Here is a 13439-nt window from a genome sequence, read left to right on the forward strand (position 1 = left end):
CGCTGCCGCACGCTTGCAACAGGAACCGACCATGCCCCTTGTTTCGCGTTTGTTCATTGGCATCGCCGCTGCTGCGACGATGCTGACACTGCCAAGCCAGGCCCATGCCCTGGGATGCGAATGGCCAACGACCACAGGCCCGATGCAGTTCACGCACAACATCTCTGGCATGAGGTGGGTGGCCCGTGATGCCCCGGTGGGTAGCAAGATCTACTCCGCGACAAGCACCGGGATAGCCGGCCCCGGTTTTGCGTTGAACTGCGACAACGACGGGAGTTTGGCACTGACGGCGAACATGGGCACGCCACTCCCTGTAGCCCCGGGGACCTTCCCTCCCGTTGACGGGAAGGATGTGACGGGCAAAGTGCTGCAAACCAGTATCCCGGGTGTAGGTCTGTACCTGGAACTGGGCGGTTTCCTCAACGGCACGGCCAGCAATACGTTCCAGGCAAACGACGGAGGTATTGGCGCTGTTCCTTATGTGGGTGAAAACCAGAGAAATATGGCACCTACACCGCTGGTGATGAGGAATCTCATCATCAAGTACATGGCCTTGATCAAGACAGGCCCCATCCCGGCTGGCATCAGCTCATTCAGTCAGGAAGTCGTCAGGGGCGTGGTCAGTGATGTCGGGGATGCCGTAAGGCTTACATTGGGCGGGCAAGTCCAGCAGGCCCAGTGCACGGTCAAGGCTGACGCGGTCAGCGCCAATCCGGTACAACTCGGTACTCACGACATCGCCGACTTCACAGGCCAGGGCAGCACAACCAACCCAGTGGATTTCTTCATCACACTCAGCGACTGCGAGGACGACCCGGCCGGCAGCGTTGCCCGCGCGTTCATGCGCCTGGACGGCGTAGACGGTTCAGTGCCGGTGGACCGGGACCTGGGCCTGTTCACCCTGACCACCGACTCGACCGCCGCTGGCATTGGCATTCAAGTACTGCGTAGTGACAACACGCCAGTTAAGCTGGAAGAGTACGTGGATATGGTGGGCCTTACCCCCGGCATCACGCGCCTGGACCTTCGCGCCCGGTATTACCAGACCGCAGCAACGGTTACCCCAGGCGAGGCCAAGGGCGCATTGAACTTCACCATCGAATATCGCTAGCGGGCCCTGCCATGGCTTGATCCCCATGGCCAGGGTTTTGATCAGGTAAAAAAAAACGCACCAAAGGAACGTTAAAATTCCTTGGTGCGTTTCATATTGGAGCGGGAAACGAGACTCGAACTCGCGACCCCGACCTTGGCAAGGTCGTGCTCTACCAACTGAGCTATTCCCGCGTTTGATACTTTTACAACCTACTACACCGTCATGAACGCCATAGTTTTGGAAACTGGAGCGGGAAACGAGACTCGAACTCGCGACCCCGACCTTGGCAAGGTCGTGCTCTACCAACTGAGCTATTCCCGCAAATGGCGTCCCCTAGGGGACTCGAACCCCTGTTACCGCCGTGAAAGGGCGGTGTCCTAGGCCACTAGACGAAGGGGACACACGACACTTTTCAGTGCACCAGAACATGAACCTCACGATTCAGCCTGGATTTTCTTTTCCTGCCCCGCCATCAGCGTTGCCGGAGAAACTGGAGCGGGAAACGAGTCATGCACTAGAGCGCTAAGTCTCTGTTTCCCAATCACTTTCTTCACTGTGGTGATCAGTGAAGAACTCAATTATAGCCTTGTTTTTCGCCCTCGGCAACAAAGTTCATCCAACGACTTCCATTGAAGTCCAAGGACTGCTCTTTTCGCAGTCGCACCGCCCTACGATGCTGTCGCGATGCAATGGGGCCTCCAGTGGCCAAGGCCGTCGTGCGGCGATAGGCGAATGGAATCAGGGGTTATCAGATTACCGCCTGCTGCATGCGCTTGGTCAACGCCTCGGCGCTTTCCTTGCGCTCGCTATACCTGTCCACCAGATACGGCGACGCATCGCGCGTGAGCAGCGTGAACTTCATCAGTTCCTCCATCACGTCCACAATGCGGTCGTAGTAGGCCGACGGTTTCATGCGTCCCGCTTCATCGAATTCTTGATACGCCTTGGCGACCGAGGACTGGTTGGGGACGGTCAGCATCCGCATCCAGCGGCCCAGCACGCGCATCTGATTGACAGCATTGAAAGATTGCGAGCCGCCCGACACCTGCATCACTGCCAGCGTCTTGCCCTGAGTCGGACGCACCGCGCCGACTGACAGCGGAATCCAGTCGATCTGCGTTTTCATCAGGCCGGACATCGCGCCATGGCGCTCCGGCGAACTCCACACCATACCCTCGGCCCACTGCGCGAGTTCGCGCAGTTCCCTGACCTTGGGATGATCCTCGGTCGCGTCATCCACCAGCGGCAGGCCCGACGGGTTGAACAGCCGCGTCTCGCCGCCCAACGCCCGCAGCACGCGGGCTGCCTCTTCGGCGGCCAGTCGGCTAAACGAGCGTTCGCGCAGCGAGCCGTAGAGCAGCAGGAAGCGTGGCGCATGGGTGGAACGTTCGGGTGCCAGTAGCCGTTCCATGTCCGGCGGCTGGAGCAATGCGGCGTCGATGTTCGGCAGGTCGAGACGGGATTCAGACACGACGGCCCTCCACATCCACTACCGGCTCGCCGTCTTCCTTGTTGAACGCGCCGCGCTGCGGTTGCGGCAGGATGTCGAGCACTGTTTCCGACGGGCGGCACAGGCGCGTGCCCAGCGGCGTGACCACGATAGGTCGGTTGATGAGGATCGGATGTTGGAGCATGAAGTCGATCAATTGCTCGTCGCTCCACTTCTGATCTCCCAGGCCGAGTTCCGCATACGGCGTGCCTTTCTCGCGCAGCACCGCGCGTACCGGGATGCCCATCGCGGCGATCAGCGCCTTCAGCATGTCGCGGTCGGGCGGTGTCTTCAGATATTCGATGACAGCCGGTTCCTCGCCGCTGTTGCGAATCAGGCTGAGGACGTTGCGTGACGTGCCGCAATCGGGATTGTGGTAGATCGTGATGTGGCTCATGTCGAGGTGCCTTCGTTCGAGAGAAGCATGGATTGCTGGCGCAGATGCCTGATCACATAGCCGAACAGGATCGCGCCCGCCGCGCTGATGCCGGTCAGGGCCAGCAGCGTGCCGGGATAGCCGTTGCCGGCGGAATACAGCAGCGAGGCCACGAAGGGGCCGGCGGCCACTGCGATCTGCACGGGTGTCGCCATCGCGCCGCTGATGGCGCCATAAGCGGCCCGACCGTACAGCTCGGCGGGCAAGGCGCCTCGTACGATCGTCATGACGCCATTGCCGATGCCGTAGAGCGCGGCAAACACGACATACACCGGCAGCCACTGCTCGGAAGCAAAGAGCAGGAGCAATGACAGCGGCAGCAGACTGATGGCCGCCATGCCGACCTGGCGCGTGCTGGCCCGCTTGCCGACCGTGGCTTGCACCACACGGCCGAGTACCTGCATTGGCCCGATCAGCGCACCGACCCAGGCCGCATTTGCGGCAGAGATGCCATGTGCCTGCAAGACTGGGATCATGTGCAGCGACATCGCCGCGAACACCAGTGCATTCAGCGTCACAGCCGCCGTGACGAGATAGAACACCGGTTCGCGCATGACCGCGGTGAGATTGCGGGATCGGGTTTCCGTCCGCGCTGGGGGTGTGCCGTGTGCCGGGCCGCGTCCCTTTGGCAGGCTGGCATGGATGGGCAGGCAGATCAGCAGGTTCGCGGCCGCATAGATCAACCAGACCTCGCGCCAGCCGACGTGTTGCAACAGCGTTTGCGTCAGCGGCCAGAATACCGTGCTGGCGAAACCGCCGAACAACGTCAGGTGCGTGATCGCCCGGCGATAGTTGCTGCCATGGACCTGCGTGATGACCGCGAAGGCCGGCTGGTACAAGGTCGCGCTCATGGCCACGCCGATACCGGCCCACACGAGGTAAAGCTCCGTCGCGTTGTGTACCCGCGAGAGGCACGCGAGCATGACGGCGGCCAGCAAGGCGCCGCTTCCCATCAGCAGACGTCCACCGATGCGGTCGATGATGCTGCCGGCCGCGGTCGAAAGCAGTCCCGAGATCAGCAAGGCCACCGAATAAGCCCCGACGATGGCGGGCTTGGACAGGCCGAGTTCGTCCTGCATGGGCTGCATCAGGACGCCGTAGGCGTAGAACATCGACCCCCACGCGACGATCTGCGTCAGTCCGAGCGAGGGAATCAGCCAGCCGCGAGAGCGCGGGATGGTGTTGTCCATGATTACGCTTGGCGCTCGTACCAGCCGCGCGAGCGGTTGACCACGCGCACCACCAGCAGCATCACCGGCACCTCGATCAGCACGCCAACCACGGTGGCCAGCGCCGCGCCCGAGTGGAAGCCGAACAGACTGATGGCGGCGGCCACGGCCAGCTCGAAGAAGTTGCTCGCGCCGATCAGTGCCGAGGGGCCGGCGATGCTGTGCTTCTCGCCTACCTTGCGGTTGAGCCAGTACGCCAGCCCGGAATTGAAGAACACCTGGATCAGGATCGGCACCGCCAGCATGGCGATCACCAGCGGTTGCCGGATAATGGCCTCTCCCTGAAAGGCGAACAGTAGCACCAGCGTCAGTAGCAGCGCGGCGATCGACAGCGGGCCAATACGTTCCAGCGCCCGGTCGAACGCAACCTGACCCCGGCGCAGCAGCGCCCGGCGCCAGAGCTGCGCGAGGATGACAGGAATGACGATGTAGAGCGCGACCGACACCAGTAGCGTGGCCCATGGCACGATGATCGACGACAGGCCCAGCAGGAGGCCGACGACGGGCGCGAAGGCGAACACCATGATGGTGTCGTTCAGCGCCACCTGCGACAGCGTGAACACCGGATCGCCGCCGGTCAGCCGGCTCCACACGAACACCATCGCCGTGCAGGGCGCGGCGGCCAGCAGGATCAGCCCGGCGATGTAGCTGTCCAGCTGCCCGGCCGGCAGCCACTGTGCGAAGACATGGCGGATGAAGATCCACGCCAGCAGCGCCATCGAAAACGGCTTGACCGCCCAGTTCACAAACAGCGTGACGCCGATGCCGCGCCAGTGTCGCCTGACCTGGCCGAGTGCGCCGAAGTCCACCTTCAGCAGCATCGGCACGATCATCACCCAGATCAGCAAGCCCACCGGCAGGTTGACCTGGGCGACTTCCAGCTGGCCAATGGCCTGGAACGCGCCCGGCGCGAACTGGCCCAGCGCGATGCCGGCAACGATGCACAGCAGCACCCACAGGGTCAGATAGCGCTCGAAGCTGCTCATGGCAGATGCGGCCGGCGCGTGACCGGCCGCTTCGGTTTCTGTAGTCATCGCGCCGCCCTTACTGGCGGCCGATGTCGCGCAGCTCGCGCTGCAACGACATGGCGTCCAGGCGCTGGAGCGGCAGCGACAGGAACAGTTCAATGCGTCGGCGCAGCGTGATCGCGGCGTCGAGGAACGCTTTGCGCTGTTGCTCCTCAGTGCCCTCGACGGCTGCCGGATCAGGGACGCCCCAATGCGCCGACACCGGCTTGCCCGGCCACAGCGGGCAAGCCTCCCCAGCAGCGTTGTCGCAAACTGTAAAGATGAAGTCGAACACCGGCGCACCCGGTGCCACGAACTCGTCCCAGCTCTTGCTGCGGTAGCCGGTCGTCGGCAGGTGCAGCCGCTCCAGCGTGGCAAGTGCCAGCGGATGAACCTCGCCCTTGGGGTGACTGCCCGCCGAATAAGCGTGGAAGCGGCCCTTGCCCAGCTCGTTGAGCATGCCTTCGGCAAGGATGGAGCGGGCGGAATTACCCGTGCAAATGAACAATGCGTTGTAGATCGTGTCGGTCATGGCGTCAGCAGTCGCAGCGGGTGGATTCGGAAACCTCGCACACTCCGCCTTGGCAGCAATGCTCGGTCAGGTAGCCGATCAGGCCGTTCATGTGGTCGTATTCGGCGCGATAGATCAGGTTGCGGCCTTGCTGCTCGATGCTGACGAGGCCGGCGTGGGCCAGTTCCTTCAGATGGAAGGACAAGGTGTTGCGGGCCACGTCGAGCTGGTCGGCCAGCACGCTGGGCGTGAGTCCTTCCGGGCCGGCGACGGCCAGGGCGCGGAACACACGCAGGCGCTGGGTGTGCGCCAAGGCGCTCAGGGCGGAAACGGCTTGATCTTCGTTCATGATTCGATAGTACAACAATTATTGAATTAATGGATAAGAATCAGCGGGCAAGTCATTCATGGCTTCGCGGCATACCGCCGTCGAGTTCTTGGACTATGTTCCGCGCATCACGCCCATCAAAGTCATCGCGGCAGCAAGATGCTTCTATCAAGAGCGGCGGATGCCTTCTCGCACCACGGACTAGTTCAAGGGAAGGCAGGATGCCTAGCGGGCGATAGAACTGCACTGCATCCTGATGCGATGTGACCATGTTTGGCCCACACCGCAGGCGCGTGAACGCAAAGTGCGTTGGATTGAACCAAGCAAAATGCTTCGCCGCAAGATGCTATGTCGATATATCAGGATGCCGAAACAAGCATGACATGCGCGGATTTCTCCAGGTCCCTCTGGACGTGGAGCAGCGGATGCAATCCCCTGCGCCTTGTGAAACCGTGGGGATATCAGACCATATCGAATCGGTCTTGATGTGCTTGACGCACCCCATGACGCTGGCACCGTGAGCGCAATTGTCGAGCGTGCTTCTTCCTTATTACTCGACGGACCGGCAACTGGTCAATTCTTGCATATCGAGCAAGAGAGAACCACCTGTGACGGGTGCCATGATCTCTTCCGTCCATGTTCCAGGGCATCGCCCCAGGCATCAGCCACAGGCATAACGAAAAAACAGCCCCTTGGTGGGGCAAGAAGGAGCCGGTGATGTAGCGCTTCCGAAAGGAGACGAAAACATGCACAAGGAGCCACCACTATCAAAGGTGTTCTATCGTCCCATCGAAGCTGCCATACGGTGGGCTGGGTTGTTGCGGTACGAAGCGGTGATCGTCGCATCGATCGCATCACCGCGTTGTCTGCCGCAGATGTTGGACTGCCCGCGATGGAACGAGTGTCGGCTGTACTCGGAACGCATCTACGACGGTATCCTCAACGCCGAACTACCCTTCGGCAAGAACGGGATCACACTTAATGACCCAGATCTGGTGAGTTCACTCGATCTGACCGTCCGCCATGTCGATCTGAAGCGGTGGATGCGCACCCACTATCCCGAGCATCGGCCGGGATTTCTGTTCAGTCGCGGCGAGCGCATGGTGCATCCCTTCATCACCATCGAGACAGGACAGGCAATCCTGCTGGAACGGCTGGCTCTGCAGGCCGCGCTGGACCATAGCCGACGCGAGATGCGCGAACTGCAACAGCAACACGAAGTCTTGCTAAAGCAGTCCGCCGTACTGCTGGCTCCCAAGCAGTGCGTGATCAGTGATCGGGCGGAAACTACATACCTGAACATCATCGGCGGCATGCTGACGCTGATGCTGAGCCAATCCCCATCCGGCGTGCCGTACTCCAGCTTCAAGACGCAGGAGGCCATCGTCACCGCATTGCTCGCCCACTATGGCGGCACCATGGGCATCACGGAGCGAACCTTGAACGGCAAGTTCGCCAATGCCAGGAAGAATGTCCGTAGCGCAGCCGCGTGAATTCTTCCATCTTGTATGTGCAGTCGCGGAGATTGCATTTGCAATGTTTTTCCGCAGCCATGTCTATTGAATAGAGGTCACGCCAACAAACGCTACTGAGCGTTCAGGAGTGACCGCCATGTCGCAAATACCTGTACTGCCACCGCACGAGCGCCGCATCCTGCGGCTCGATGAAGTTGAAGCGAAGTCCGGCTTCAAACGCGCCCACATCTACAACCTGATGAAGAAGCGCCAGTTTCCGCAGGCGTTGCGCCTGGGCGTGCGCGCCGTGGGCTGGGATTCGGTCGAGATCGACCAGTGGATCGCCGAACGCCTCAACAACCGGACCTGACCCGCTCCCCCTCGATTTTCCCATCGCCAAACGGAGAGCGCCATGCAGGTCGTATCCATAATTTCAACGAAAGGCGGCGTAGGCAAGACGACTACGGCCGCCAACCTCGGCGGCCTCGCCGCGGACGCGGGGCTGCGTGTGCTGCTGCTCGATCTCGACGTGCAGCCGACCTTGTCGTCCTATTACGAGCTGGCACACCGCGCTGCCGGCGGTATCTATGAGTTGCTGGCGTTCAACGAACGCGCCCTCGATCAGTTGGTGTCCCGCACCATCATCGCGGGCCTGGACCTGGTGCTCTCGAACGATCACCGGGGTGAACTGAACACGTTGCTACTGCACGCGCCAGACGGACGCCTGAGACTGCGGCACCTGCTGCCGGCGCTGGCGCCGCTTTATGACCTGGTGCTGATCGACACCCAGGGTGCACGCTCGGTGCTGTTGGAGATGGCGGTGCTCGCCTCTGACCTGGCGCTGTCGCCCGTGACCCCGGAAATTCTCGCTGCCCGCGAACTGCGACGCGGCACCATGCAGTTGCTGGAGGACATCGCGCCATACCGGCACCTCGGCATCGAACCGCCATCCCTGCACCTGCTCATCAATCGCGTCCACCCCGTGTCCGCGAATGCACGGATGATCCAGCAGGCGCTGCGCGACCTGTTCCAGGACCATGCCGGCATATGCGTGCTGGGCACCGACGTGCCGGCCATCGAGGCCTATCCGCGCGCCGCAACCCGCGGCCTGCCGGTGCATCGCGTCGAGCATCGCCAGCCGCCGGGCAGAGTTGCGCCCGCCGCGCTCGACACCATGCGCGCGCTCGCCGGCGAACTGTTCCCACAGTGGCAAGACAGATTTGCCCTCGTGTCCGGCCGTCCTCCTCGTTCCATTGAAACCGGGAGGTCACATGGCGAACGCACATGAACTGGCCCGCGGCCACAAACGGCTGCGCGCCCTGATTGAGTTTGCGGTGAGCGAAGGCTGGCACGTCAAGCGCACACGGGGCGGACACCTCAAGTTCACCAAGGCCGGCTGCGCCGCCATCTACACCAGCTCAACAGCGAGCGACTACCGGGCGGATCTCAACGCCCGTGCACAGATCCGCCGCGCCGAGCGCGAGGCCCGCATGGCCCGGGCCGTCAACGCCGAGGGATGTGGTCATGGCTGAGATGACCTCCCAGGACATGGCCGGCAAGCTGCTTGCCGCCGGGTTCGAGCGCAGTGGGCCATCGGCCACGGCCTTGAGCGACCCGATCGCCGACACGCCGATGGTCGTGACGCTGGACCAGTTGCGGCCCTACGACCACGACCCCCGCAAAAAGCGCAACTCGGCCTACGATGAAATCAAGGCCTCCATCCGAGAGCGCGGCCTGGACGCGGCGCCAGCGATCACACGCCGTCCTGGCGAGGCGCACTACATCATCCGCAACGGCGGCAACACCAGGCTGGCGATCCTGCGTGAACTCTGGGCGGAGACCAAGGACGAACGCTTCTTCCGCATATCGTGCCTGTTCCGGCCGTGGCCTGCGCGCGGAGAGATCGTCGCCCTGACCGGGCACCTCGCCGAGAACGAACTACGCGGCGGCCTCACGTTCATCGAGCGCGCCCTGGGCGTCGAGAAAGCCCGCGAGTTCTATGAGGCTGAAAGCGGCACCACCCTGAGCCAGTCCGAGCTGGCCCGCCGCCTGGCCGCCGACGGCTTCCCAGTCCAGCAGTCGCACATCAGCCGCATGGCTGACGCGGTGCGCTACCTGCTGCCCGCGATCCCGACCGTCCTATACGGGGGCCTCGGCCGCCACCAGGTCGAGCGGCTGTCGGTCATGCGCAAAGCCAGCGAACGCACGTGGGAGCACTATGCCAAAGGCCGCTCCCTGCCGCTGGACTTCGACAGCTTCTTTCTGGAGGCGCTGTCGCAATTTGATGTCCAGCCCGACGAGTTCTCGCCGCCGCGTGTGCAGGACGAGTTGATCGGTCAGATGTCCGAGCTGCTGGGCATCGACTACGACGTGCTCGCCTTGGACCTGACCGAATCCGAGAGCCGCCACCGCGCCCTGGTCAGCGACCCAACCCCGCCATCGGCGCCGCCGGCATTGCCCGAGCCTGGGGCCATCGCACGGCCGCCGATCGAACCGGCACCGCCCCCCACTACAACTGCACCTTCTGCGGGCCACTCTGCCGACGCGCCGACAAGGCCCCGGGACGATGGGGCCCCGAGCGAGGCATCCGCAGCCAGCCCTGCGGCAGCGAATGGCGGTCTGCTTGACGAGCACATCATCTCTCCGGCACCCACGACGGAGCGGCTCCAGTCCATCCAGCGCATGGTCGCCGACCAGTTGGGCGATGCGCTGCCGCCCGACTTCTCGGCCAACGTCTTGCAGTCGATTCCCGTGCAGGCCGGTGGCCTCTATCCCATCTCGGACATCTGGTATATCGACCCTGGCCTCGACACACCCGACCGCCTGCGCATCCACATCGCGCAGTTCGCGCGCGAGATCGCGGGCGAGGCCGACCTGGACGCGTGTGTCGAGGATCGTTCTGATGGCATCGGGTTCACGTGTCGTGCCCCAGCCCAGGCTTCGTCGCCGCTCGCACGCGCCGTGCTCGCACTACTGGTTTCCCTGGCCGGTCAGCAGCCAGCCGGCGTCGGCTTGGACAGCGGGCAACTCATCACAGACCTGCCAGCGCTGTTGCACGGCCAGGGTCAACGTCGTGACGGCGGGGCCCGGCGATTGAGCGACACCGCGCTGGTCAAGCTGTTTCGTCTGCTGCGGCTGGCCCGGCGCCTGCTGGATCTGGAAGCCGGCGCTGTCGGTTCTGGGATCTGAGCGAGGGAGGCCTGCATGTCCGCACCGAACCCACTCAACCAGGCCGTCATCGCGCAGGCACTCTACGACCTACGAAACGGGCAACTGCGTCGCTGCAAGGCGATGGGGTTCGGCGAGGAAGAGCTGGATGCGCTCAAGCATCCGGCGCTGATCAGCGTGCTGGCCAATGCCAACGTCTCCTGGTGCTCTGTCTCGGTGAACCGGGAAGTGCTCCGGCGATTGCTCAAACAGGCGCAGGACGTGGAGAAGGAGATCGCCACCGTCGATCGCATGCTGCGCCTGGGTGCCAGTACCGAAATGGTGAGCCGCTTCTACGGGCTGACACATCAGGAAGTCGCACTTCGGCGCGAAGTTCTCGGCCTGCCCAAACGCAAGGGGCGCCATCCGGTTCTGGACGAGGAGCAGGACACCGAGCTGTGGCGGCGCTGGAAGGTCGTGACCAGCAGCAGGAACGTCGAGCTGGAGGATGAGACCTCGGTTCTTGATGCGGCAATGGACCTCGCCGAAGGCATGGAGCTGCCGCTGTCGGTGGTCTGGGCTGCGATCAAGAACTGGATCGATCAGGGACTGGGTTGAATCATGGCCGTGGACGACGCTGCACCACGAGCACCACGCCAAGGTCCGGTCGCCCTCGCTGATCTGTTCGACAGCGCGCTGAAAGACCTTGCACCGAAACCTCGCCCACTAGCACCGGCTCCCGCCTTCGCATCCGCGACGTCTCCTGTGTCTGCAACCGGCGACGGTTTCCTGTTCAGTGGAAATCGGCACGAGAGCGTGCCGCGACGGCTGTTCCTCGACCGACGCCTGACGCCGCTGGAACGCAATGCCTGGCAAGTCTTCCGGATGATGCTCAACGAGGATGGCGTCACGGCGTTTCCGACGTATGAGCAACTTCGCCCGTGGCTCGCGTCAATGCCCTGCGCCGGACAGGCCTCCCACGAGACCGTGGCACGGGCGCTGACGCTGTTGCGCCTGACGCGCTGGTTGAGTCTCGTGCGCCGCAGGCGCGACCCCAAGACCGGGCGCATCCTCGGCAACCTCTACGTCCTGCACGATGAGCCCCTGACCCCGTTCGAGGCGATGCAGCTCGACCCGGACTACCTGCAGCTCGTCAGCCAAGCCCTGGGCCATTCGGCCAGGGCCGTTCAGGTCGTGGGCTTGCACACGCTCAATGAGATCGCCGAAGACCCGCTGCTGTCTGGCCGCATGCTGCCCTCGCGGCTGCAGGTCCTTGCCGAACGCCTCGCAAGCCAAGGCATTGGGTCGCAGGAGAGTTATCCACAGGAGGACACGGTTCACGATTCCGAAGAAGGGGCGCCGAGCCTTCTTCGGAATTCTGATCGGCCCTCTTCGGATTCCGAAGCAGGGCCAAAACACGCAGCAGACGGCGCTCTTCGGAATCCGAAACAGGACCGTACTGTACGTAGTAGTCGTATTAATGAAGTACGTACTACCGCGCGTGAGCGTGGGCAGGCGCGCGCGATGCCGGGAGTTCGTCTGCCTGATCGCTTTCTCGGCTTGAAAGATGAACAGCAGGCCGGCGCCATGGTGGCATTGCAGCAGGTCGATGCCCCGCTACGCCAGGCCGTGCTGGACGAATGGGCGGATCGCTGTCGTGGCAGCACCATCCGCAACCCGGCAGGCTACCTGTTCGGCATCATCCAACGTGCCATCCGTGGCGAGTTCAACGCATGGGCCAGGCAAGCTGGGTCAGCACCGCCACCTGCCCCTGCACGAGATGCACCGCCTGAGCCACCGCGCAATGTAGTTCCGCCCGAGGTAGCCCGGCAGCACATCGACCGGCTGCGCGACCTTCTGCGCAGTAGCTGAGCGCGACGAGCGACAAGGGCGTGAAGCAGACGCCCGTGGCCGTCAGTAGAGCTATCCCCTGGGGATAGATGTGATGCAAGGCGTAACACCGAAAGACACAGGCTGGGTGCTTCTGTCCACGGTGCTGCAGTGGCGTCCGGTTCCTGAGCGCACCCACCATCTGCGCGAGCAGCGCTCTGTGGCGTTTGATGGAGCTATCCCCTGGGGATAGCTCGCATTGCGGGCCGCCACCACCACGACAACCGGGGACCAGTTCATTTCGGTTTGTTGACTGACTGCCTTCCGCTGCATGCCGATCCTGACCGCTCCTTTTCCCAAGCGAGCGGACACCATGGCAACCAACGAACCTCTGCAACTCAATCTCGGCTCTTTGCGCAGCGCGATGTCGCTGACGCTTCACACCCACCACGCATCGCGCATCTGGCATGGCCGCGCCGCCGCCGAGGGGCGACCCGGCATCGTCGGCCTGAACGGCTACATCGCCGTGATGAACAAGATGAAGCGCGGCTCGGAACAGGATGACCCGTACAGCGACTGGTGGATGTTGCGCATCGAGGAAAAGCTCGACCAGGCCAAGACCACGTTGCAATCGCTGCGCGAGCAGGTGGACCAGGCATTGGCCGGCGTGCCAGCGGCGTTGAGCCTGGGCGAGAACCTCAACGTGCAACCGGTGAAGCTCCCCTTGTTCGTGAACGCGCAGCTCGGCTTTGCCGCGGTCTATCTCCTGGCCGACTATGACGACATCGCCCGCAAGCTGATCCTCGCCCATCACACCGCGCTGATCGATCGCTCGACATTGGAGCGGTGGCTCAACGAAGGCGCTCACACGCTGCGCAGCCTGTTCAGCCTGGCCCAGCAGTACCGCTACTCGGG

Annotated in this window: 15 protein-coding genes and 3 tRNA genes; 9 read left to right on the forward strand and 9 right to left on the reverse strand. The window is 63.1% G+C overall.

Going from position 1 to position 13439, the window contains the following annotated elements; all coding sequences use genetic code 11:
- The first annotated feature begins 31 nt into the window (after positions 1-31).
- A complete protein-coding gene (locus B3361_RS08785; protein WP_054905927.1) occupies positions 32-1111 on the forward strand; it encodes a fimbrial protein in 1080 nt (359 codons plus the stop codon).
- A gap of 97 nt (positions 1112-1208) precedes the next feature.
- On the opposite strand, the gene B3361_RS08790 is transcribed toward B3361_RS08785, so the two are convergent.
- From B3361_RS08790 to B3361_RS08830, 9 genes are all read right to left on the reverse strand, one after another.
- Positions 1209-1284 (reverse strand) — tRNA-Gly (locus B3361_RS08790).
- A gap of 54 nt (positions 1285-1338) precedes the next feature.
- Positions 1339-1414, reverse strand: a tRNA-Gly gene (locus tag B3361_RS08795).
- Positions 1415-1417: 3 nt separating this feature from the next.
- Positions 1418-1493: transfer RNA gene (locus tag B3361_RS08800), tRNA-Glu, on the reverse strand.
- A 348-nt stretch (positions 1494-1841) separates the two neighbouring features.
- Complete coding sequence (gene arsH / locus B3361_RS08805) at positions 1842-2564, reverse strand: arsenical resistance protein ArsH (RefSeq protein ID WP_011871430.1); 723 nt, start codon at positions 2562-2564, stop codon at positions 1842-1844.
- Positions 2557-2979, reverse strand: coding sequence for an arsenate reductase (glutaredoxin) (gene arsC / locus B3361_RS08810; protein WP_009876563.1), 423 nt, complete (start codon positions 2977-2979; stop codon positions 2557-2559). Before arsC ends, arsH begins: the two co-directional genes overlap by 8 nt.
- Positions 2976-4208: an MFS transporter gene (locus tag B3361_RS08815; protein WP_009876564.1), complete on the reverse strand. Its 1233-nt coding sequence runs from the start codon at positions 4206-4208 to the stop codon at positions 2976-2978. The genes arsC and B3361_RS08815 overlap by 4 nt, the downstream gene beginning before the upstream one ends.
- A 2-nt stretch (positions 4209-4210) precedes the next feature.
- A complete protein-coding gene (gene arsB, locus B3361_RS08820) occupies positions 4211-5281 on the reverse strand; it encodes an ACR3 family arsenite efflux transporter (RefSeq protein WP_011871431.1) in 1071 nt (356 codons plus the stop codon).
- 10 nt (positions 5282-5291) lie between these two features.
- Positions 5292-5786 carry an arsenate reductase ArsC gene (locus B3361_RS08825; protein WP_009876566.1) on the reverse strand — a complete coding sequence of 165 codons (495 nt, stop codon included), beginning with the start codon at positions 5784-5786 and terminating at the stop codon, positions 5292-5294.
- A gap of 4 nt (positions 5787-5790) precedes the next feature.
- Positions 5791-6114 (reverse strand): ArsR/SmtB family transcription factor, encoded by a 324-nt coding sequence (locus B3361_RS08830; RefSeq protein WP_286920179.1) that lies wholly within the window; start codon positions 6112-6114, stop codon positions 5791-5793.
- Between the two features lie 725 nt (positions 6115-6839).
- On the opposite strand from B3361_RS08830, the gene B3361_RS08835 reads away from it, so the two are divergent.
- The 8 genes from B3361_RS08835 to B3361_RS08870 all read left to right on the forward strand — a co-directional run.
- Positions 6840-7586 (forward strand): hypothetical protein, encoded by a 747-nt coding sequence (locus B3361_RS08835; protein WP_011871432.1) that lies wholly within the window; start codon positions 6840-6842, stop codon positions 7584-7586.
- A gap of 118 nt (positions 7587-7704) precedes the next feature.
- Positions 7705-7917, forward strand: coding sequence for an AlpA family transcriptional regulator (locus B3361_RS08840; RefSeq protein WP_009876569.1), 213 nt, complete (start codon positions 7705-7707; stop codon positions 7915-7917).
- Positions 7918-7959: 42 nt separating this feature from the next.
- Positions 7960-8835, forward strand: coding sequence for a ParA family protein (locus B3361_RS08845; protein WP_011871433.1), 876 nt, complete (start codon positions 7960-7962; stop codon positions 8833-8835).
- Positions 8819-9079: a hypothetical protein gene (locus B3361_RS08850; RefSeq protein ID WP_009876571.1), complete on the forward strand. Its 261-nt coding sequence runs from the start codon at positions 8819-8821 to the stop codon at positions 9077-9079. Before B3361_RS08845 ends, B3361_RS08850 begins: the two co-directional genes overlap by 17 nt.
- Positions 9072-10736, forward strand: a complete 1665-nt coding sequence (locus tag B3361_RS08855; protein WP_009876572.1) for a ParB family protein — start codon at positions 9072-9074, stop codon at positions 10734-10736. Before B3361_RS08850 ends, B3361_RS08855 begins: the two co-directional genes overlap by 8 nt.
- A gap of 15 nt (positions 10737-10751) precedes the next feature.
- Positions 10752-11312, forward strand: a complete 561-nt coding sequence (locus B3361_RS08860) for a DUF2857 domain-containing protein (protein WP_009876573.1) — start codon at positions 10752-10754, stop codon at positions 11310-11312.
- A gap of 3 nt (positions 11313-11315) precedes the next feature.
- Positions 11316-12566, forward strand: a complete 1251-nt coding sequence (locus B3361_RS08865) for an STY4528 family pathogenicity island replication protein (protein WP_011871435.1) — start codon at positions 11316-11318, stop codon at positions 12564-12566.
- A gap of 331 nt (positions 12567-12897) precedes the next feature.
- Positions 12898-13439: PFL_4669 family integrating conjugative element protein (locus tag B3361_RS08870; RefSeq protein ID WP_414708851.1), on the forward strand; the 542-nt coding region annotated here is incomplete at its 3' end.

The organism is Pseudomonas sp. UBA6699 (genome assembly GCF_002454615.1).
Classification (GTDB): domain Bacteria; phylum Pseudomonadota; class Gammaproteobacteria; order Pseudomonadales; family Pseudomonadaceae; genus Aquipseudomonas; species Aquipseudomonas juntendi.

Excerpts from the sequence above, each read along its gene's own strand:
- B3361_RS08785 (WP_054905927.1), top strand. The coding sequence starts at position 32 with ATGCCCCTTGTTTCGCGTTTGTTCATTGGCATCGCCGCTGCTGCGACG.
- arsC (WP_009876563.1), bottom strand. The coding sequence starts at position 2,979 with ATGAGCCACATCACGATCTACCACAATCCCGATTGCGGCACGTCACGC.
- B3361_RS08815 (WP_009876564.1), bottom strand. The coding sequence starts at position 4,208 with ATGGACAACACCATCCCGCGCTCTCGCGGCTGGCTGATTCCCTCGCTC.
- arsB (WP_011871431.1), bottom strand. The coding sequence starts at position 5,281 with ATGACTACAGAAACCGAAGCGGCCGGTCACGCGCCGGCCGCATCTGCC.
- B3361_RS08825 (WP_009876566.1), bottom strand. The coding sequence starts at position 5,786 with ATGACCGACACGATCTACAACGCATTGTTCATTTGCACGGGTAATTCC.
- B3361_RS08830 (WP_286920179.1), bottom strand. The coding sequence starts at position 6,114 with ATGAACGAAGATCAAGCCGTTTCCGCCCTGAGCGCCTTGGCGCACACC.
- B3361_RS08835 (WP_011871432.1), top strand. The coding sequence starts at position 6,840 with ATGCACAAGGAGCCACCACTATCAAAGGTGTTCTATCGTCCCATCGAA.
- B3361_RS08840 (WP_009876569.1), top strand. The coding sequence starts at position 7,705 with ATGTCGCAAATACCTGTACTGCCACCGCACGAGCGCCGCATCCTGCGG.
- B3361_RS08845 (WP_011871433.1), top strand. The coding sequence starts at position 7,960 with ATGCAGGTCGTATCCATAATTTCAACGAAAGGCGGCGTAGGCAAGACG.
- B3361_RS08850 (WP_009876571.1), top strand. The coding sequence starts at position 8,819 with ATGGCGAACGCACATGAACTGGCCCGCGGCCACAAACGGCTGCGCGCC.
- B3361_RS08855 (WP_009876572.1), top strand. The coding sequence starts at position 9,072 with ATGGCTGAGATGACCTCCCAGGACATGGCCGGCAAGCTGCTTGCCGCC.
- B3361_RS08860 (WP_009876573.1), top strand. The coding sequence starts at position 10,752 with ATGTCCGCACCGAACCCACTCAACCAGGCCGTCATCGCGCAGGCACTC.
- B3361_RS08865 (WP_011871435.1), top strand. The coding sequence starts at position 11,316 with ATGGCCGTGGACGACGCTGCACCACGAGCACCACGCCAAGGTCCGGTC.